Raw genomic sequence first — 19,319 nt, 5'->3', positions numbered from 1 at the left:
GTCGTGGCGCCCGAGTTGCCCGGTTGCTGCCCGTTCTCCGGGCACTGCTCACGCCGTGTCCGGGCCGCTTCTCTGGCCGCTGGTCAGGCTCGGACGACCCGGGGTCCGAGCGCAGCGAACCGACGGGCCTCGGAGGCCGGGAGCTCGATACCGGTGATGAGCAGCTCGAAGTCGCGTACGCCCGCGAAGCGGCACAGGCTGGAGGCCCCGAACTTGGTGTGGGCGCCGAAGAAGATCCGGCGCCGGGAGCGTTCGATCGCGGTGCGCTTGACCGCGGCGACCGACGGGTCCTGGGTGGTCAGGCCCTGCTCGCGGGAGATCCCGTTGGCGCCGATGTAGGCGAGGTCGATCACCAGGTCGTCCAGCATCCGGGTCGCCCACTGGTCCACGACGCCGCGCGTGATGGTGCGTACGCGCCCGCCGAGGACGATCACGGTGAGGTCGGGGTCGGCGGAGAGGCGGGTGGCCACCGGGAGCGAGGGGGTGATGACCGTCGCCGGCCCCTGGCCGAAGAGCTCCTCGGCGAGGAACTGCGGCATCGTGCCCTCGTCGATGTAGATCGTCTCCGCACCGTGCCGGTGCTGCAGGGCGGCGCGGGCGATCCGGTGCTTCTCGTCGACGTCGCGCCCGGCCCGGAACTCCAGCGAGGTCTCGAAGCTGCCGCTCTCCAGCGCGACCGCGCCGCCGTAGACGCGCTCCACGACGCCACGGTCGGCCAGGACCTTGAGGTCGCGCCGGATCGTCTCCACGCTCACCCCGAGGTCGGGCGCCAGGTCGGTGACCGAGACCCGTCCGGTCGTACGTGCGCGCGCCAGGATCTCCTCCTGCCGGGACTCGCTCGCGTGCGACGGTTCGGTCGACGTCATGGGCGTCATCATGCCCGGAATCGTGCCCGGTTTGCAGTGGACGCGGCCGAACCGGGCGCCCGGTCGCCCGAATCGACGTCCCGGGTGCACAATGTCCCGGCGGCTACCCGACAGTGTCCTGACAGCGTCCGGGCGGATGGTGTCGCGGCGTTTTGCGGCTACCTGGTCGCGTACGTAATATTGACCCTCGGCGTGCGCAGTGCGCCGTTCCTGCAGGCAACCGCTGGCACCTATCGCTTCGGGGTCCAGTGATCACTTATGTGCACAGCTGCCGCGGGTAGACACAAGACTTTGAGTTCGGAGCATGAAGGAGACCGCGGTGTACGCGATCGTGAAGGCTGGCAGCAAGCAGCAGAAGGTCGTTGTCGGCGACGTCATCGAGATCGACCGCCTCGACGGCGAGGCCGGTGCTGCGGTCACGCTGCCGGTCGTCATGCTCGTCGACGGTGAGAACGTCACCACGACCGGCCTCGACAAGGCTTCGGTTGCGGCTGAGATCGTCGGTGCCTCCAAGGGCCCGAAGATCATCATCCAGAAGTACAAGAACAAGACCGGCTACAAGAAGCGCCAGGGTCACCGTCAGAAGTACACCCAGGTCAAGGTCACCGCGATCAACGCCTGATTCCGGCGTTCTAGAGATACTTGAAGGACTGAGAAGATGGCACACAAGAAGGGTGCGGCAAGCACCAAGAACGGTCGCGACTCCAACGCCCAGCGCCTCGGCGTGAAGCGCTTCGGCGGCCAGCTCGTCAACGCCGGTGAGATCATCGTCCGCCAGCGCGGCACGCACTTCCACCCCGGCACCAACGTCGGTCGTGGCGGCGACGACACCCTGTTCGCCCTGCAGCCGGGCGCGGTCGAGTTCGGCAAGCGCCGCGGCCGCCGGGTGATCAACATCGTCCCGGGCGACGCCTGAGCAAGACTTTTCGAAGGGCCCTCTCCGCAAGGAGAGGGCCCTTTGGCGTCGTCGGGCGGGGTGGCGGTTCGTCTAGGTATGCAGCCGAACACTCACTTCCCAGGTGGAACTCCAACCGGGAAGTGGCGGTTGGGCTACATACCCTTCGACAGGCTCAGGACACCGCCTAGACAAACATTCAGACGTACGCCGCGCGACCCGCGATCGCCTCGAAGGTGTCCCACGAGACCTCCCAGCGGGTCCCGGCGCGCGGCCAGTGGAGCGCGATGTCGGTGATCCCGATCTCGGCGTAGGAGCCGGCCAGGTCCTCGAACGCGTCGGCCGACTCGGTCCACGGCTCGTCGGTGAAGCCGGACATGAACAGCTTCGGCATGCTGTCGTAGTCGCGGCCGTTCTTCTCGCACGCCTCGCGGAGCATCTCGAGCCGCTGGGCGACGAAGCTCTTCGGGTCGTCACCGTGCGGGTTGGCGATCCAGCCGTCGCCGACCTCGGCGGTGAGCCGGATCCCGCGGGGGCCGTTGCCGGCCAGCCACAGCGGCGTACGCGGCTGCTGCACCTGGCCGGGGGAGACGGTGACCTCGCGGGTCTGCCAGTGCTCGCCGTCGATCGTGACCGGGGACTCCCGCAGCAGCCGGTCGACGGCGCGCGTCCACTCGGCGAAGCGGTCGGCGCGCTCGCGGGGCGTGAACTCGCGCCCGAGCACGTCGCCGTCAGAGGTGTGGTCGTCGCCCCCCGCCCCGACACCGATCGTGATACGCCCGCCGGAGATGCGGTCGAGGCTGCGGATCGCTGCGGCGGTCGGGATCGGCGTACGGAAGTTGGGGGTGGTCACCAGCGTGCCGAGCCGGATCGTGGAGGTGAGGGCAGCCGCGGCTGCCATCGACGTGAACGCCTCCTCCCACGGGCTGTGGCCACGCCAGGCCAGGTGGTCATAGACCCACGCCGTCTCGAACCCGAGCTGCTCGGCCTGGGCCCAACGCTCGCCCATCGCCGGCCAGTCCTCGATCGGCCACATCACAGTTCCTACTCGCATGGGCTTCAACCTACCCATGCCGAGAATGCCGAGTCGGCGCATCCGACCCCTCTCGCTCGCTTCGCTTCGCGAGGCACGGGGTCAGATGCGCCGACTCGGCAGACACGTGGGGTCGGCCTTAAGGTGAGCGCATGGCTGTACCCACCTTCGTCGACCGCGTCACCCTCCACGTCGAGGCCGGTCGCGGCGGACACGGGGTGGCGTCGGTTCACCGCGAGAAGTTCAAGCCGCTGGGCGGCCCCGACGGCGGCAACGGCGGCCCGGGCGGATCGATCATCCTTCGTGTCGACCCCGACGTGACCACGCTGATCGACTACCACCACAGTCCCAAGCGCAAGGCCCCCAACGGCGGCCAGGGTGCCGGCGACCACAAGAACGGTGCCCACGGCGAGGACCTGGTGCTCCCTGTCCCCGACGGCACCGTGGTCACCGACATGCACGGCAACGTGCTCGCCGACCTGGTCGGCCCCGGCTCCGAGCTGGTCATCGCCGAGGGCGGCCGTGGCGGGCTCGGCAACGCGGCGCTGGCCTCCTCCAAGCGCAAGGCTCCCGGCTTCGCCCTCCTCGGCGAGCCGGGCGAGGCGCGCGAGATCGGCCTGGAGCTCAAGGTCGTCGCCGACATCGGCCTGGTCGGCTTCCCGAGCGCCGGCAAGTCGTCGCTGATCGCGGCCATCTCGCGAGCGCGGCCGAAGATCGCCGACTACCCGTTCACCACGCTGGTGCCCAACCTCGGCGTCGTCAAGGGTGGCGAGATCACCTTCACCGTCGCGGACGTGCCCGGCCTGATCGAGGGTGCGGCCGACGGTCGTGGCCTCGGCCACGAGTTCCTGCGTCACATCGAGCGCTGCGCCGCGCTCGTGCACGTCATCGACACCGCGAGCATCGAGCCGGGTCGCAACCCGATCGACGACCTCGACATCATCGAGAACGAGCTCTCCCGCCACGGCGGCCTCGAGGACCGGCCGCGGCTGGTCGCGCTGAACAAGGTCGACGTCCCCGACGGCCGCGAGATCGCCGAGATGACCATCGGCGAGTTCGAGAAGCGTGGCCTGAAGGTCTTCGAGATCTCCGCGGCCTCCGGCGAGGGCACCCAGCAGCTGATCTACGCGATGGCCGAGCTGGTGGCCGCCTCGCGCAAGGAGACGCCGGTCGTCGCCCCGACCCGGATCGTGCTGCGCCCGGCCGGTGCCGAGGGCAAGAACGGCTTCACCGTCAAGGTGTCGAAGCACGGCGAATACCTCGTCCGTGGCCCGCAGCCCGAGCGCTGGGTGCGACAGACCGACTTCGAGAACGAGGAGGCCGTCGGTTACCTCGCCGACCGCCTCAACCGGCTCGGTGTCGAGATGCGCCTGGTCGAGCTCGGGGCCCAGGAGGGCGACACCGTCATCATCGGCGACCCGGCCAACGCGGTCGTCTTCGACTTCCGCCCCTCGATCGAGACCGGTGCTGAGATGCTCGGCCGCCGGGGCGAGGACCAGCGGTTCTACGAGGAGCGGCCTGCCGCCGCCCGGCGGCGCGAGATCGACGCCGGGATGGAGACCAAGGAAGAGTACGAGGCCCGGGCCGACGTCGCCCGACGCCTGCGCGACGGGGCGGGCCCGGTGGCGTACGAGATCGGTGGCGAGGACGACCCGGACAGCGACTGGGCCGAGGACGACCCGAGCGGGTCGTCCCGCTCGACCAGCGGAAACTGACGGCTCGGCCGGCTCGGGCGCCGGTAGGATCCGGCGCAGCGAAGAGCACAGGCTGACGTACGAGGGGGATCGGTGCAGCGCGAGGTCGTGACCGGGGCACGCCGGGTCGTGGTCAAGGTCGGGTCGTCGTCGCTGACGACGGCCGCCGGTGGCATCGACCCGGCTCGGGTGAGCGGTCTGGTCGACGTGCTCGCCAAGACACGGGCCGCCGGACAAGAGGTCGTGCTGGTCTCCTCCGGGGCGATCGCGGCCGGGCTGTCCCCGTTGGGACTGGCCAAGCGTCCCCGGGCGCTGGCCAAGCAGCAGGCCGCCGCGAGCGTGGGCCAAGGACTGCTGGTTCACCGCTACACCGACGAGCTGGCCCGGCACGGCATCATCGCCGGGCAGGTGCTGCTCACGGTCGACGACCTGAACCGGCGAGCGCACTACCGCAACGCCGACGCGACGCTGTCGAAGCTGCTCGACCTGGGTGTGCTCCCGATCGTCAACGAGAACGACACCGTGGCCACCTCCGAGATCCGGTTCGGCGACAACGACCGGCTCGCGGCGCTGGTGGCCCACCTGGTCAAGGCCGACCTGCTGGTGCTGCTCAGCGACGTCGACGCGCTCTACGACGCACCGCCGTCGCAGCCGGGCTCGCGACGGATCGACGAGGTCACTTCGCTGGCCGATCTCGCCGGGGTGACGATCGGGAAGGCCGGCGCAGCGGGCGTGGGCACCGGAGGAATGGTGACCAAGCTGGAGGCCGCCAGGATCGCCGTCGAGGACGGCGTCCCGGTCGTGCTGACCTCGGCCGCCCAGGCTGAAGCCGCGCTCGCGGGTGAGGCGGTCGGCACCCTGTTCCACGCCGTCGGCAGGCGTCGCCCGGCGCGGCTGCTGTGGCTGCAGCACTCCACCGAGGCGGTCGGCTCGATCACGGTCGACGCCGGCGCTGTCGCCGCGATCAGCAAGCGCGGCGCCTCGCTGCTGGCGGCGGGGGTCACCGGCTCCTCCGGTTCGTTCCAGGCAGGGGACCCGGTCGATGTCCTCGACCCGTCGGGCGTCGCCGTCGCGCGTGGGCTGGTGAACTACGACGCCGACGAGATCCCGCGGCTGGCCGGACGCTCCTCCGGCTATCTCGAGGCCAACCTGGGGGCTGCGTACGCTCGGGAGGTCATCCACCGCGACGATCTGGTCGTCCTGTGAGCGGGCGCCAGCGAGCGAACCATGTGATCAGCACGGCGCCGCGTCCGTATTCTTTCGCTTGCGGTACGGAGGTGGCGGCGTGAGCCGGGCTCGGTGGGTGCCGCTGGCTCTGGCGTGGGGTGTGCTGGTCGTGTGTGGGTTGCCCGCCCTGGCGATCACGCTCTCCCGGGCGCTGGCGAGCACGGATCTGCGGGCGGTGCGGCTGGCCGCGTTCGCGCCGTTCGGCATCGGGCTCTACGCCCTGTGCCTGGTCGCGATCCTGGTGCTGGTGTGGCTGGCCTCCGGTCCCGGACGGATCCGGCTCGCGGTCGGCGCCGGAGTGGTCGCCATGCTGCTCGCGGTGCATCTCGCCTGGCAGGCGCCGCTCTACGCCGGGTCCCGCGAGACCAGCGCCGGCGAGCCGCTGACGGTGATGACCACCAACCTCTTCGAGGGCAAGGGCGACACCGACACCGTGGTCGAGGCGGTACGCGCCCACAAGGTCGACGTGCTCGCCGTCCAGGAGATCACCCCCGAGGCGTTCGCGAAGCTGTCGAGCACGCTGCGCGACCAGCTGCCCTACCGGATCGGCGAGGCCGCGCCCGGCACCGACGGGACGATGCTCTTCGCCGACGAGCCGATCACCAGGGCGCGTCGTCTCGACACGTCCATGGGATCGTGGGTGGCCGATGTGGGGGAGCGGCGGGTCGTCGTCGCGCATCCGGCCCCACCGACGCTCGCGTCCTGGCCGGCCGAGCAGGAGCTGATCATCAAGGAGGCGGCCGCCGAGAAGCCCGATCTCGTCCTGGGCGATCTCAACGCCTCCCTCGACCACCACACCGTCCGGCGCCTCCTCGATGACGCCGACCTGTCGGACGCCGCCCGCGCCAGCAACGCCGGATGGCAGCCGACCTGGCCGACCGAGGGGTTCGCCGGCGTACCTCTTCCGCCTTCGGCCGCCATCGATCACGTGCTTCTCGGCGATGCCCTGGTCGCGCTGGCTACCGAGACCGTCGAGGTGCCGGAGGCCGACCACCTGGCGCTGGTCGCCTATCTCGGCACTCCCGAGGAATGACCGCTCGGCTTCGCTAGCCGGTCTTGAGCACCCCGAACCACTGCTCGGCTCCATAGGCTGCGAACCGCTCGACCTCGACGAACCCGAGCTTCTGGGCCAGGCGCAGGGAACGCTCGTTGGCCACCTGGGTGGTGAGGACGACCGGCTCGCCGGGGAGCGTCCGCTCGACCCAGTCGAGCGCTGCCCGGGTGGCTTCGGTAGCGATGCCTCGCCCCCATGTGGTCGGCAGGAACTCGTAGCCGATCTCGACCTCGTCGCCCTCGTCGCGTACGTGGTGGGCCCAGGATCTGTCACGGCGCTGGACCGTGATCCTCCCGATGAACTCGCCGGCTTGCTCCACCGCGAAGATTCCGGGCCTGGTGTTCGGATCGCTTGGAATGAGCTCTTCCAGCTCCTCCCGGGTGTGCGTCGGACCGCCGAGGTAGGCCTGCGTGGTCTCGTCCGAAAGCAGGACCGCCAGGCCGCTCCTGTCCTCGGGCTTGGTGTGCCGGAGGATCAGGCGCTCGGTGACGATCGGTTCTGGCGGCCAGGGGACGTCGCCGAGGGGTTTCATGGTTGTGGACGGTAACTGGTTTTCGGGGGTGGTCTGGGGGCTTTGGTCGTTCGTGGGGTTGTGCTGTTGGTCGAGCTTGTCGAGACCACGCTGTCGCGGAACGGTGGGTGCCCCGGTGGTCGAGCTTGTCGAGACCACGTGCCGCGGACCAGCGATGCCCCGGTGGTCGAGCTTGTCGAGACCACCCTGTGCGTAACCGTTCTTCGTGGCGGATCTGGGCCGCCGACCCTTTCCTGAGGGTCTTCTCGATCTGGCCCGGCGTCAAGGACGCCCTTCGGGCGCCGGCTTCGCCGGCCGCTTCGCGGTCCTGGACTCCGGACCAGATCGAGAAAAGATTTGGCTGGCTATCGGGGCGGCGGCCCGGGTGTGGCGCAGCGAGATTCTTGTCTGCTTGGGTGGGAGTTGAGGGGTGGAGGGGTGGCCCTTCGGGCCACTTATCATCCACAGGGACGACGTCGTTCACTGACCGCGAAATAGCCTTTGACCTGGGAAAATAGATGGATCTGGCCGCCTGGAGAAGGTATAATCAGACTCATCACAGCACACCTCTGAAGGAGGATCGTGATGAGTCTCGGGCGCGAGATCGACCACTGGGGTACCAACCCCGGCGATGCGATCGACGCCGCGCTGAGCGCTATCGAATCCGCCCTCCACGACCTGCTCTCCGGCGATCCTGCCTATTGGCGGACCGGGCAGAAGAAGGACCTGCTCGAACGACTCGAGAAGCTCCAGGCTCAACAGGCCGCGTTGAAGCTGCGGGTCCTCGCCTCGGCCGGCGACATTGCCGAGGAGACCGGTGCGAAGGACGCCTCGGGGTGGATGCGGACCGAGCTGCTCGTCGACAAGGCGATCGCCCGCTCTCAGATCAAGTTGGCCGTCGGGGTGGCGAAGTACGACCACGTCGCAGCCGGTCTCGCGGCAGGTGTGGTGTCCCAGGACAAGGCGAGGGTGATCACCAAGGCCCTCGACGCCATCGCGACCGACCCCGCCGCCAGTGCCAAGGACCTCGTCCTGGCTGAGAAGCTGCTGGTCGACCACGCCACCCGGCTGACCGCGAACGAGCTCAAGATCGTCGGGAAACGCATCCTGGCCGAGATCGACCCGGGCCGATTCGAGGCCGCCGAAGCCAAGGCACTGCACCGCGAGGAAGAGCGGGCCGCAAGGCGCACGTTCTTCTCGTCCCGCGACAACGGCGACGGCACCATCGACATCCAGGCCCGGGTCTCCCGCGCGGTAGGTGTGCGGTTGCGCACGATCCTTGACTCCCTGGCCCAGCCCCGAAAGTGGTCGGCTCAGGACAAGGGCATCAAGATGCCCTACGACCGGCTCCTCGGCCAGGCGTTCGCCCGGGTGATCGAGACCTACGACCTCGACCAGCTCCCCAGGCATGGCGGTCATGCCACGACGGTGTTCATCACCATGACCCTCGACCAGGTGCGCGCCGACCTGGGTACCGCCGCCCTCGGGTTCGACGGCGACCAGATCACCGCCGCCGAAGCCCGCCGGTTGGCCTGCAACGCCGACCTCATCCCCGTCGTCCTCGGCACCGACTCCGAGATCCTCGACCTCGGCCGCACCGCCAGGTTGGCCCACCCCATCCAACACCGAGCACTCCGCCTACGCGACAAGAGTTGCCAAGCCGAAGACTGCGACGCACCCGCCGCCTGGACCGAAGCCCACCACCTCAAACCCTGGTCCCAAGGCGGCAAGACCGACATGGCCAACCTGGTCTTGTTGTGTGCCAGCGACCATCGCCGAATCCACGACCCGGGCTATGCCCATGAGCGGCGTCCGGATGGGCGGATCCGGTTCGCTCGGCGTACCTGAACCAGCGCCTCGGGCAGGCCGTCGGCACCTGGATGTGTTTTCACCATTGCTGCTCCGACTCGATCAGCACGCGACACTCCGAGATCACAGGCCACATGCTTGACTGCGCCCCGTGACCGCAGCCGAAGAGATGAGTACGTCGGTCAGCATGCTCTGGGAGTCTGCCGATCCAGGCGCGGCGCTGACCGAGCGGTTCGGGTTTGCATCAACCGCCGACGCCATCGGCTGGTTGGACGGCGTGCTGGACGAGCACTGGGGGCTGCGAGTGACCGCGTGTGAACGGCTGGTGATCAGCGACGCCAACTGTCTGGCGTGGATCACGGTCGACGGTTGCCGGATGATCGCGAAGTGGTCGATGCGGCCTCGCCTGTTCGCGCGGCTGGCGGCGATCGCACGGCTGACGGTCTGGCTGGAGGAGCGGGGGATACCTGTCTCGGCACCGCGGGCGGCTCGGGACGGCAGCCTCCAGGTCGAGGTCGACGGGTTCTCGCTCGGGCTTCAGGGTGTCGTCGAGGGCGAGCTGTTGGACGTCACCGACCCGGTCCAGGTTAGGGCTGCGGGCGAGATGCTCGCGCGGATGCACAGCGCGATGGCTGACTACCCGGAGACGATCCCCACCGACGAGCCACGGGCGCCGGGCACTCAGTTGGTCGGCAACGACTTCAGGTCGGCCAACATCCTCTGGGCGGACGGAAGGATCATGGCGGTCCTGGATCTGGAGGAGGCGACCTACCGTCACCGAATGGACGACCTCGCTCAGGCTGCCGTCCTCCTCGGGACGCGCTATCACGACTGGCGCCCGACACCGGTGGACGTGCGTGAGGCGTTCGTCGCTGCGTACGCGTCGGTTGTTCCGTCGGGGGAGGACGACGTCGGCACGCTCGAGGAGGCCATCGAGGCGTGCCTGAGGCGCATGCCCTGGCCGGGGTGATCCGTCAGTCGCCGACGGCGTCGATGCCGCGCTGGACGATGAGAGGGTCGGGGGTGCCGACTACATCGGGGTCCTTCTCGTCGTAGTCGTGGTTGGCGAGGAAGTGGCGCATGGCGTTGAGGCGGGCGCGCTTCTTGTCGTTGGAGCGGATCGTGGTCCAGGGCGCCCAGTCGGTGTCGGTGCGGCGGAACATCTCCTCCTTGGCGGCGGTGTAGGAGTCCCACTTGTCCAACGACTGGACGTCGATGGGGGAGAGCTTCCACTGTCGCACCGGGTCGATCTGGCGGATGATGAAGCGGGTGCGCTGCTCCGAGCGGCCCACCGAGAACCAGAACTTCGTGAGCGTGATCCCGGAGTCGACGAGCATCTGCTCGAAGAGCGGCACCTGGTGCATGAACTGCTCGTACTGGTCGTCGGTGGCGAAGCCCATGACCCGCTCGACGCCGGCGCGGTTGTACCAGGAGCGGTCGAACAGGACCATCTCGCCGGCGGTGGGCAGATGCTGGACGTAGCGCTGGAAGAACCACTGCTGGGACTCTCGGTCCGAGGGCTTGGACAGCGCGACCGTACGGGCGTAGCGCGGGTTGAGGTGCTCCATGAACCGCTTGATCGTGCCGCCCTTCCCAGCGGCGTCGCGGCCCTCGAAGAGCAGCACGTGCTTGCCGCCGACGCGGTCGTTCCACCGCTGGAACTTCAGCAGCTCGACCTGGAGGAGGTACTTCTGCTCGTCGTAGACCTCGCGGGCGATCCGCTCGGAGTAGGGATAGTTCTCCCGCCAGGTGTCGACGGCCCTGCCGGCAGGGTCCAGGAGCACCGGGTCGTCATCGTGATCCTCGCCGATCGTGTGACCTTCGGTGATCAGGTTGTCGATGTACTCGCGAAATCCCTGGGACATGCCACGACCCTAGGGAGATGAGGTGAACGGGCGGCGACGTTTCAGCAAGCATCGCCATCGGGCCGTAACCTTGGTAGACGATGAACCCCCGGACCGTCTATCTGGACCACGCCGCCACCACGCCCATGGCGCCGGCGGCGATCGAGGCGATGACCGCGGAGCTGGCTCTGGTCGGCAACGCGAGCTCGCTGCACGCATCGGGTCGCCGCGCCCGCAGAGTGCTGGAAGAGTCCCGAGAACGGATCGCCGCAGTGCTCGGCTCTCGCCCCGGAGAGGTCGTCTTCACCTCCGGCGGCACCGAGGCCGACAACCTGGCGCTCAAGGGTGCCTACTGGGCACGCCGAGGCCAGGACCCCGCACGCACACGGATCCTCACCACCACCGTCGAGCACCACGCGGTGCTCGACCCGCTGCAGTGGCTGGAGACGACCGAGGGTGCTCACGTCGAGCTCATCTCGTGCGACACGACCGGCCGGGTCGATCTCGACGCCATGAAGGCGGCCATCGAGCGTGACCCCGCCTCGGTCGCCCTCATCTCCGTGATGTGGGCCAACAACGAGGTCGGCACCCTGCAGCCCGTCGTGGAGATCGCCGAGATGGCGGCCGAGCACGGCATCCCGGTCCACACCGACGCCGTCCAGGCGGTCGGCGCGGTGCCGGTCGACTTCGCCACCAGCGGCGTCGACGCGCTCTCCCTGACCGGCCACAAGCTCGGTGGCCCGGTGGGCGCCGGCGCGCTCGTCGTGCGCCGCGAGCTCGAGCTGACCGCGCTGGTCCACGGCGGCGGCCAGGAGCGAGACGTACGCAGCGGGACCCACGCGACCGCGGCCATCGCCGGCTTCGCGGCGGCGGTCGAGCTCGCGGTCAAGGAGCAGGAGGCGTACGCGACCAGGGTCGGTGCGCTGCGCGACCGGCTCGTCGAGCAGGTGCTGGCGGTCGTGCCGGACTCGCACCTCAACGGCCCGCCGCTGGAGCCGTTGGGTCGTCACCGGCTGCCCAACAACGCCCAGATCGCGTTCCCGGGGTGCGAGGGCGACTCGCTGCTGATGCTGCTCGACGCCGCCGGGGTGGAGTGCTCGACCGGTGCGGCATGCTCTGCCGGCGTACCTCAGGCCTCTCACGTGCTCCTGGCCATGGGCCAGTCCGACGAGGAGGCGCGCTCCTCGCTGCGCTTCTCGCTCGGCCACACCACCACCGCCGAGGACGTGGACCGGCTCGTCGCGGCGATCGGTCCGGCCGTCGAGCGCGGCCGCGCGGCAGGACTGAACCGCTGATGGGCATGAGAGTCGTCGCCGCCATGTCCGGGGGAGTGGACTCCGCCGTCGCCGCCGCGCGCGCGAAGGAGGCGGGCCACGACGTCACCGGCGTCCACCTGGCGCTCTCCCGCAACCCGGCGTCCTATCGCACCGGCGCACGCGGGTGCTGCACGATCGAGGACGCCAACGACGCCCGCCGCGCCGCCGACGTGATCGGCATCCCGTTCTACGTCTGGGACCTGTCCGACCGCTTCCACGAGGACGTGGTCGAGGACTTCATGTCGGAGTACGCCGAGGGGCGCACCCCCAACCCGTGCCTGCGCTGCAACGAGAAGATCAAGTTCGCCGCCGTGCTGGACCGGGCGCTCGCGCTCGGCTTCGACGCGGTCGCGACCGGTCACTACGCCACGCTTCGCCAGGGTGCCGACGGGCTGGTCGAGCTGCACCGTGCCGTCGACGCCGGCAAGGACCAGTCCTACGTGCTGGGGGTCCTCGACCAGGCGCAGCTGGAGCACTCGCTGTTCCCGCTGGGGGACACCCCCAAGCCGTTGGTACGCGAGGAGGCCGCTCGCCGCGGCCTGCTCGTCGCCGACAAGCCCGACTCCCACGACATCTGCTTCGTCGCCGACGGCGACAACGCCGGCTGGCTGCGCGAGAAGCTGGGCGACCGGGCACCCAACGAGTCCGGGCCGATCGTCGACGAGACCGGTGAGGTCCTGGGCGAGCACCAAGGGACGTACGCCTACACGATCGGACAGCGCAAGGGGCTCCGCCTCGGCAAGCCCGCGCCCGACGGGAAGCCCCGGTTCGTGCTCGACATCGAGCCGGTCTCCGGCACCGTCACCGTCGGTCCCAGGGAGCACCTGGCCGTCGACGGACTCTCCGGGATCCGGCCGCGCTGGGCCGGGCGTGCGCCCGAGGGCGTCCTCGAGGGCACCGTCCAGCTGCGCGCGCACGGAGACGAGCACCGGGCGCGGGTGACCGTGATCCCGACCGGCTCGAGCACCGATGCGGAGGTCGAGATCGAGCTGCTCGACCCGGCCTACGGCATCGCGCCGGGCCAGGCCGCGGTCATCTACGACGGCACCCGCGTCGTCGGCTCGGCCACCATCTCCACGACCCGCCGGGCGGCGCTCGCGTGAGGGCGACCGGAGTCGGTTCGCTGCCGGGAGAGGACTACGCAGAGGCCTGCCGGATCGTGCTCGGCGAGCTGACCGACCTGCCGCACCTTCCCGAGCTTCCGGCGCGCGGCGCGATCGCGAACATGACCGGCCGGACGCTGGCCGTCCTCGACGGGCTCGACGCCGACCTGCAGCCCGCGGGCTGGCGGCTGACCGGCACCTCCGGCTCCGCCGGCGTCGACCACCGGCGCGCCCGGAGCCTGCTCGCGCAGGACCTCGACACCGTCGAGGAGCTGGTCCAGGACTCCCCGCTCACCTCCGGCGGCGGCGCCTTCAAGATCCAGGTCGCCGGCCCGTGGACCCTGGCCGCCACCGTCGAGCGGCCGCGCGGCGACAAGCTCCTCGCCGACCACGGTGCCCGGCGTGATCTGGCGCAGGCGCTCGCCGAGGGCGTACGCACCCACATCCGAGACGTACGCCGCCGCCTCCCCGGCGCGGACACGCTGGTCGTCCAGGTCGACGAGCCCGCGCTGAGCGCCGTGCTCAACGCCCAGGTGCCGACCGCCTCCGGCTTCGGCAAGCACCGCAGCATCGACCTCCCCGAGGCCTCCCAGTCGCTCGAGTGGGTGCTCGGCGCGATCGCCGAGGAGGGCGCGGTCCCGTGGGTGCACTCCTGCGCGCCCGGCACCCCGCTCGGCCTGCTCCGCAAGGCCGGGGCGAAGGGGATCGGCGTCGACCTGACCCAGCTCACCGCCGCCGACCACGACGACCTCGCCACCGTCCTGGAGGCCGGCGACACGGTCGCGCTCGGAGTGGTCCCCTCGATCGCGCCGGCCGGCACCACGCCCACCGACAAGACGGTCACCGAGACCGTGGAGCGCTGGCTCGACATGCTCGGGCTGGATGCTGCGTACGACATCGTGCTGACGCCCTCTTGCGGTCTCGCCGGTGCCGACTGGCGATGGGCCCGAACGGCGCTGCGAATCCTCACCGAAAGCGCGCGTCATCTGGCGTAGATTCTGCGCATGCGACGACGGGGGATGGCACTGCTGGCGGCGGCTCTTCTGCTCACCGGCTGCGGCAGCAGCGCGACCGAGGCGGACGACGAGCCCAGCGAGAAGCCCACGGTCGCACCGTCGGTGAGCATCGACCCGGCCGACCTGAAGCCCGGCAATCAGCCGGCGACTCCGGAGGCGCTCGCGGCGATCGCGCTCCAGCACGTACGCGTCGTGCCGGAGGCCTTCGACGGCGGTGACCTCTACTTCGAGCAGGACGAGGTCGGCACCGTGCTGCGATGGGGAGCCGACCACTCGCTGGAGGTCAAGGCGGGCCCGGTCGACGACGACCTGCTCTCGACCTGGTGTCACGACGGGATGTCGGGCTGTGCCGAGGTGAAGGGTGCGACCGGCACCGCCACCGTCGCCTGGGACCTGGCCACCGACGACGGCACCCCCGGCCAGCTGATGGTCTCCCACAAGGCCGGGAGAGAGGAGCGCCGGGCCGCCTACGTGGGCGAGAAGATCACCGAGGACCCGCGCGAGCTCGACCTCGAGGTGAGCGTGGACGCCCTGGTCGCCCTCGTCACCGACCCGCGCCTCGGCACCAGGACGACGGTGAAGATGACCAAGGCGCAGGTCGACGGCTTCCCGTCCGAAGGCGCCAACGGCGTCGGCGAGGTCGCGCTGACCGCCGGGGCGATCGCGGCCGGACTGCTCGAGACCAAGGCGTACGCCGACATCGACTCCTTCGAGAAGGCCGATGTCTCGACCTACGGCAAGGGCGCCTTCGGCGTCGTCGGCACCCGCCCCGACGGCAGCACCGTCACCGCGGTCCACGCCCCGAACCTGCCTGCCGGGCAACGCAAGTGCCCGAAGAGCCTCACCTGCTCGAAGGGCGACACCGACGGCTACGACGGTTGGACCGAAGGGTCCGCGGAGACCGTTCGCTGCCACGAGGCCGAGGGGAAGAGCCACGCCTTCTGCGCGGTCGTACGCCAGCAGGCACCGGCCCCGTTCCCGGGGGACGACCTCGACCCGGTTCTCACGGGTCTCGAGGCGGCCCTGGAGACGCTGTGGCCGACGGTTTCGGCCGACACCGCGCGCCGGGGTGAGTCGCTGCTCTGACCGCGGTCAGCGCCCGGCGATCCGCTGGCCCTGGTAGGCCTCGGCTCGCTGGCTCGGCGGAGCGAACGACTCCGGCGGGCGGGGCCGGCGCTCGGTGGCCTGCTGCGGAGCCGCGTGCTGCGGCTCCCGGTGCTGGGGTTCCAAGCGCTGGGGTTCCCGGTGTGGCTGCAGGTGCTGGGGAGCCGGTTGGCGGTGGCTCGGCTGCCGCGGGCCCGGCTGACGACGGATCTGCTGCTGATCCGCCGGGAGCCTGCGCGGGAGCGGAGCCTCGTAGCGGGGCTGCTGGTGGGGAGAAGCCGGATAGGGGGCCGGCGCCTGTCGCGGGTCCGAGGGATAGCGCGGCGGTGCCTGGGCGTAGCTCGGCTCGTCCCACTCCTGATCGCGCCTGCGGCGTCCGGTGAGCATGGCGACGGCGGCACCCGCGAGGGCGAGGACGACCATCGTGGCGACGATGATCAAGGTCAGCGGGCCGACCCCGCCGTCCTCGGCCGATGCGGCCTTCTTGACGGTGCCGGACGTCGGGGCGCAGCCGCTCTGGACGCACTCGCCGTCGCTGGGAGTGCCGGTCACGACGAACCTGATGCCGCGGTTCACCGACCCCTGGAAGGTGAGGGTGTGCTTGCCGAGGCCGATGTCCTTGGGAAGCCGCCCGGACCACTTCGCGACGCCGCGACCGTTGGCCTTGACGCTGGTCGAGAGGACCAGCGGGGTCGAGTAGACGACGACCCGGATGCCGGTCTCGTGGGGCTTGAAGCCGGAGGCCTGGGCGTGGATCACGTCGTCGGCGTCGACCGAGACGTCGTCGAGACCGGTGAGGGTCAGGCCCTTGGCCGTCGGCGGCTCCTCGGGCGCGGTCCACGGCTTCTTGGAGGCCTTGCCCTTCCGCTTCTCGCCCGAGCCGGTGCCTGCGCCCTCGTCGGAGTCGCCGGCTGCGGGCCGACCGGAGGGCGTGCCACCGCCGGAGCCCGTGCCTGTGCCCGTACCTGACCCCGAGCCCGAGCCGTCCGAGGATCCGGTGTCGTCGGAGGGCTCGTCGGGGGTCGGCGAGCTGCTGGGCTCGGCGAGCGCGTCGAAGTCGAAGGGAACGCCCACCGCCCGCGAATCGGCGGAGTCGTAGAGGTCTCGGCCACCGGCCCGCATCGTCATGATCTGGTAGTCGGTGCCGGGGTCGAGCCGGGCGACCTGAGCGGCGTCGAGGGTGAAGGTGTAGGTCCAGTCCTCGGGGTCGTCGGGGTTGATCACGACCGACTTGACGAAGGTGCTCCGCGTGCCCGACCCGCGGTAGCCGACCGGATTGAGCGCGATCTCGATGCCCGGGTCCTTGCCGCTGTAGTCGGTGCCGTGGACACTGAGGACCACGCCGTCCCTGGACTGCTCGACGATGGACACCTCGACCTCGGCGTCGGAGAAGACGCTGCCCAGGCCGAGCGCGTACGTCGCGCCGAGCGGGGCCAGGGTGAGCGCGAGTGCTGTCATCAGCATCACCACGAGCCGAGAAACCACTGCAGACCTCACAAGGCGGTCGTATGGGGGATTGGTGTCGGCCCGCCTTTCCCGACGCGGGAGGAAGTTAGCCCGATTTACCCTCTTCTGGTGACCCCCGTCACCCAGGTGTTGATCGGTTGCGTCGATATTGAGGGCGTTGAGTGTCGTTTGGGCCGATGAAACGCCGAAAACGCCCGGGTGGGTATGTGGTCAGAAATTGTCGGCGGGACCGGGCAAGATGGTGCCCGTGAACGATGACCTGACCGCCGAGGCGAACCCTGAGCAGAAGTCCGAGCACCAGGAGCTCGCCGAGCAGATCGAGGACGCTCGCTACCGCTACTACGTGCTCGACGACCCGACGCTCTCCGACGCCGAGTTCGACCAGAAGTGGCGCCGGATCAACGAGCTCGAGGAGCAGTTCCCCGAGCTGCGCACGCCCGACTCGCCGACCCAGAAGGTCGGCGGCACGTTCTCGACGGAGTTCACCGCGGTCGACCACCTGCAGCGGATGGAGTCGCTCGACAACGTCTTCTCCTTCGAGGAGCTGGCGGGCTGGCACGCCCGGATCGCCAAGGACGGCGCCGGCCAGGCCGAGCTGCTCTGCGAGCTCAAGGTCGACGGCCTGGCGATCAACCTGCTCTACGAGAAGGGTCGCCTGGTGCGGGCACTGACCCGGGGCGACGGCCGCACGGGTGAGGACGTCACCCCGAACGTACGCACCATCAAGTCGATCCCGCACCGGCTCAGCGGCACCGACGAGTTCCCGGTGCCCGACCTGGTCGAGGTGCGCGGCGAGGTGTTCCTGTCCATCGAGGCCTTCGACAAGCTCAACGCCTCCCTGGTCGACGCGGGCAAGCCGATGTTCGCCAACCCGCGCAACTCCGCCGCCGGGTCGCTGCGCCAGAAGGACCCGCGGGTGACCGCGACCCGCGAGCTCGGGATGGTCTGCCACGGCATCGGGGCCCGGGAGGGCTTCCAGCCGGTGGCGCAGTCGCATGCGTACGACGCCCTGAAGGCCTGGGGCCTGCCGACCTCCAACCGCGTCAAGGTGCTCAAGACCCTCGAGGAGGTCGAGGAGTTCATCGCCTACTTCGGCGAGCACCGCCACGACGTCACCGAGCACGAGATCGACGGTGTGGTGATCAAGGTCGACGACATCTCGCTGCAGCGCCGGCTCGGCTCCACGAGCCGTGCGCCGCGATGGGCGATCGCCTACAAGTACCCGCCGGAGGAGGTCAACGCCAAGCTGCTCGCGATCGACGTCGGCGTCGGCCGCACCGGCCGGGTCACGCCCTTCGGTGTCATGGAGCCCACCAAGGTCGCCGGGTCGACCGTCGAGCGCGCGACGCTGCACAACGCCCACGAGGTGAAGCGGAAGGACGTACGCCCCGGCGACACCGTCATCCTGCGCAAGGCCGGCGACGTCATCCCCGAGATCCTCGGTCCGGTGCTGCCGTTGCGTCCCGAAGGGCTGCCCGAGTGGGTGATGCCCACCGAGTGCCCCGCGTGCGGCACCACGCTCGCCGAGCAGAAGGAGGGCGACAAGGACCTGCGCTGCCCCAACCACCGCGGCTGCCCGGCGCAGGTGCGGGAGCGGGTCTTCTTCGCCTCCGGCCGGGGCGCCTTCGACATCGAGGGGATGGGCTACGAGGCGGCCGACGCGCTGCTGGCCGCCGAGGTGATCACCAACGAGGGCGACATCTTCGGGCTCGACGAGGCCGGCCTCGCCACCACGGCCTTCTTCACCCGTGCGGCGAAGAAGGCCGAGAAGGAGGCCGGCGCCGGAGACCGGGTCATCAACGCCAACGCCGTGGGCCTGCTGCGCAACCTGGAGGAGCGCAAGCAGGTCCCGCTGTGGCGGGTGCTGGTGGCGCTGTCCATCCGCCACGTCGGTCCGTCCGCGGCTCGTGCGCTGGCCACCGAGTTCGGCTCGCTCGACGCCATCTGGGCGGCCTCCCAGGAGGAGCTCGCCGCCACCGAGGGCGTCGGCGGGATCATCGCCGAGGCCATCGTCGAGTGGCGCCAGGTCGATTGGCACCAGGAGATCGTGGACAAGTGGCGCGCGGCCGGAGTCTCCCTCGCCGACGAGCGCGACGAGTCCGTCGCGCGCACCCTCGAGGGCCTGACCGTCGTGGTCACCGGCTCGCTCGAGGACTTCTCGCGTGACGGTGCCAAGGAGGCGATCATCAGCCGCGGCGGCAAGGCGGCGGGCTCGGTCTCCAAGAAGACCGACTACGTCGTGGTCGGCGACAACGCCGGGTCCAAGGCGGCCAAGGCCGAGGAGCTGGGTCTGCCGATCCTGGACGAGGCGGGGTTCAAGGTCCTGCTGGAGGCCGGGCCGACTGGACTCGGCTAGTAAATACCCCCCATAGTGTGGGGC

General features: G+C 70.1%; 17 protein-coding genes. 12 read left to right on the top strand and 5 right to left on the bottom strand.

Going from position 1 to position 19,319, the window contains the following annotated elements; all coding sequences use genetic code 11:
• Positions 1–83: 83 nt before the first annotated feature.
• Positions 84–866, bottom strand: a complete 783-nt coding sequence (locus OG984_RS12340) for a DeoR/GlpR family DNA-binding transcription regulator (RefSeq protein WP_328531858.1) — start codon at positions 864–866, stop codon at positions 84–86.
• Between the two features lie 319 nt (positions 867–1,185).
• On the opposite strand from OG984_RS12340, the gene rplU reads away from it, so the two are divergent.
• Positions 1,186–1,488 (top strand): 50S ribosomal protein L21, encoded by a 303-nt coding sequence (gene rplU, locus OG984_RS12335; RefSeq protein WP_008358499.1) that lies wholly within the window; start codon positions 1,186–1,188, stop codon positions 1,486–1,488.
• 36 nt (positions 1,489–1,524) lie between these two features.
• A complete protein-coding gene (gene rpmA, locus OG984_RS12330; protein ID WP_008358497.1) occupies positions 1,525–1,782 on the top strand; it encodes a 50S ribosomal protein L27 in 258 nt (85 codons plus the stop codon).
• Positions 1,783–1,960: 178 nt separating this feature from the next.
• On the opposite strand, the gene OG984_RS12325 is transcribed toward rpmA, so the two are convergent.
• Entirely contained in the window at positions 1,961–2,815 is an 855-nt protein-coding gene (locus OG984_RS12325; protein WP_442940985.1) for an LLM class flavin-dependent oxidoreductase, read from the bottom strand.
• 131 nt (positions 2,816–2,946) lie between these two features.
• Here OG984_RS12325 and obgE point away from each other — a divergent pair, with 131 nt between their 5' ends.
• The 3 genes from obgE to OG984_RS12310 all read left to right on the top strand — a co-directional run bounded on the left by obgE (position 2,947) and on the right by OG984_RS12310 (position 6,748).
• Positions 2,947–4,509, top strand: coding sequence for a GTPase ObgE (gene obgE / locus OG984_RS12320; RefSeq protein ID WP_328531856.1), 1,563 nt, complete (start codon positions 2,947–2,949; stop codon positions 4,507–4,509).
• Between the two features lie 72 nt (positions 4,510–4,581).
• Positions 4,582–5,694, top strand: coding sequence for a glutamate 5-kinase (proB, locus tag OG984_RS12315; RefSeq protein ID WP_328531855.1), 1,113 nt, complete (start codon positions 4,582–4,584; stop codon positions 5,692–5,694).
• 79 nt (positions 5,695–5,773) lie between these two features.
• The gene (locus tag OG984_RS12310; protein ID WP_328531854.1) at positions 5,774–6,748 is read left to right on the top strand and encodes an endonuclease/exonuclease/phosphatase family protein; all 975 of its coding nucleotides are present in this window, start codon (positions 5,774–5,776) and stop codon (positions 6,746–6,748) included.
• A 13-nt stretch (positions 6,749–6,761) separates the two neighbouring features.
• Here OG984_RS12310 and OG984_RS12305 read toward each other — a convergent pair whose 3' ends face one another.
• Positions 6,762–7,301, bottom strand: a complete 540-nt coding sequence (locus tag OG984_RS12305; RefSeq protein WP_328531853.1) for a GNAT family N-acetyltransferase — start codon at positions 7,299–7,301, stop codon at positions 6,762–6,764.
• A 564-nt stretch (positions 7,302–7,865) separates the two neighbouring features.
• On the opposite strand from OG984_RS12305, the gene OG984_RS12300 reads away from it, so the two are divergent.
• Both OG984_RS12300 and OG984_RS12295 read left to right on the top strand, forming a co-directional pair.
• On the top strand, positions 7,866–9,128 hold the full coding sequence (locus OG984_RS12300) for an HNH endonuclease signature motif containing protein (RefSeq protein ID WP_328531852.1): 1,263 nt from the start codon (positions 7,866–7,868) through the stop codon (positions 9,126–9,128).
• A 112-nt stretch (positions 9,129–9,240) separates the two neighbouring features.
• Positions 9,241–10,059, top strand: coding sequence for a phosphotransferase enzyme family protein (locus OG984_RS12295; protein WP_328531851.1), 819 nt, complete (start codon positions 9,241–9,243; stop codon positions 10,057–10,059).
• A gap of 4 nt (positions 10,060–10,063) precedes the next feature.
• On the opposite strand, the gene ppk2 is transcribed toward OG984_RS12295, so the two are convergent.
• Positions 10,064–10,954, bottom strand: coding sequence for a polyphosphate kinase 2 (gene ppk2, locus OG984_RS12290; RefSeq protein WP_328531850.1), 891 nt, complete (start codon positions 10,952–10,954; stop codon positions 10,064–10,066).
• A gap of 80 nt (positions 10,955–11,034) precedes the next feature.
• Here ppk2 and OG984_RS12285 point away from each other — a divergent pair, with 80 nt between their 5' ends.
• Genes OG984_RS12285 through OG984_RS12270 form a run of 4 tightly spaced genes read left to right on the top strand, consistent with a single transcriptional unit; the run spans position 11,035 to position 15,454 of the window.
• On the top strand, positions 11,035–12,228 hold the full coding sequence (locus OG984_RS12285) for a cysteine desulfurase family protein (RefSeq protein WP_328531849.1): 1,194 nt from the start codon (positions 11,035–11,037) through the stop codon (positions 12,226–12,228).
• A 5-nt stretch (positions 12,229–12,233) separates the two neighbouring features.
• Positions 12,234–13,352, top strand: a complete 1,119-nt coding sequence (gene mnmA / locus OG984_RS12280) for a tRNA 2-thiouridine(34) synthase MnmA (protein WP_328532353.1) — start codon at positions 12,234–12,236, stop codon at positions 13,350–13,352.
• Positions 13,349–14,347: a methionine synthase gene (locus OG984_RS12275; protein ID WP_328531848.1), complete on the top strand. Its 999-nt coding sequence runs from the start codon at positions 13,349–13,351 to the stop codon at positions 14,345–14,347. The genes mnmA and OG984_RS12275 overlap by 4 nt, the downstream gene beginning before the upstream one ends.
• A gap of 9 nt (positions 14,348–14,356) precedes the next feature.
• Positions 14,357–15,454: a hypothetical protein gene (locus OG984_RS12270; RefSeq protein ID WP_328531847.1), complete on the top strand. Its 1,098-nt coding sequence runs from the start codon at positions 14,357–14,359 to the stop codon at positions 15,452–15,454.
• 6 nt (positions 15,455–15,460) lie between these two features.
• On the opposite strand, the gene OG984_RS12265 is transcribed toward OG984_RS12270, so the two are convergent.
• Positions 15,461–16,936, bottom strand: coding sequence for a hypothetical protein (locus tag OG984_RS12265; RefSeq protein WP_328531846.1), 1,476 nt, complete (start codon positions 16,934–16,936; stop codon positions 15,461–15,463).
• A gap of 250 nt (positions 16,937–17,186) precedes the next feature.
• On the opposite strand from OG984_RS12265, the gene ligA reads away from it, so the two are divergent.
• Entirely contained in the window at positions 17,187–19,295 is a 2,109-nt protein-coding gene (ligA, locus tag OG984_RS12260) for an NAD-dependent DNA ligase LigA (RefSeq protein WP_328531845.1), read from the top strand.
• Positions 19,296–19,319 lie beyond the last annotated feature (24 nt).

The organism is Nocardioides sp. NBC_00368 (assembly GCF_036090055.1).
Lineage (GTDB): Bacteria > Actinomycetota > Actinomycetes > Propionibacteriales > Nocardioidaceae > Nocardioides.
This window is presented reverse-complemented; position numbering and strand designations above follow the sequence as displayed.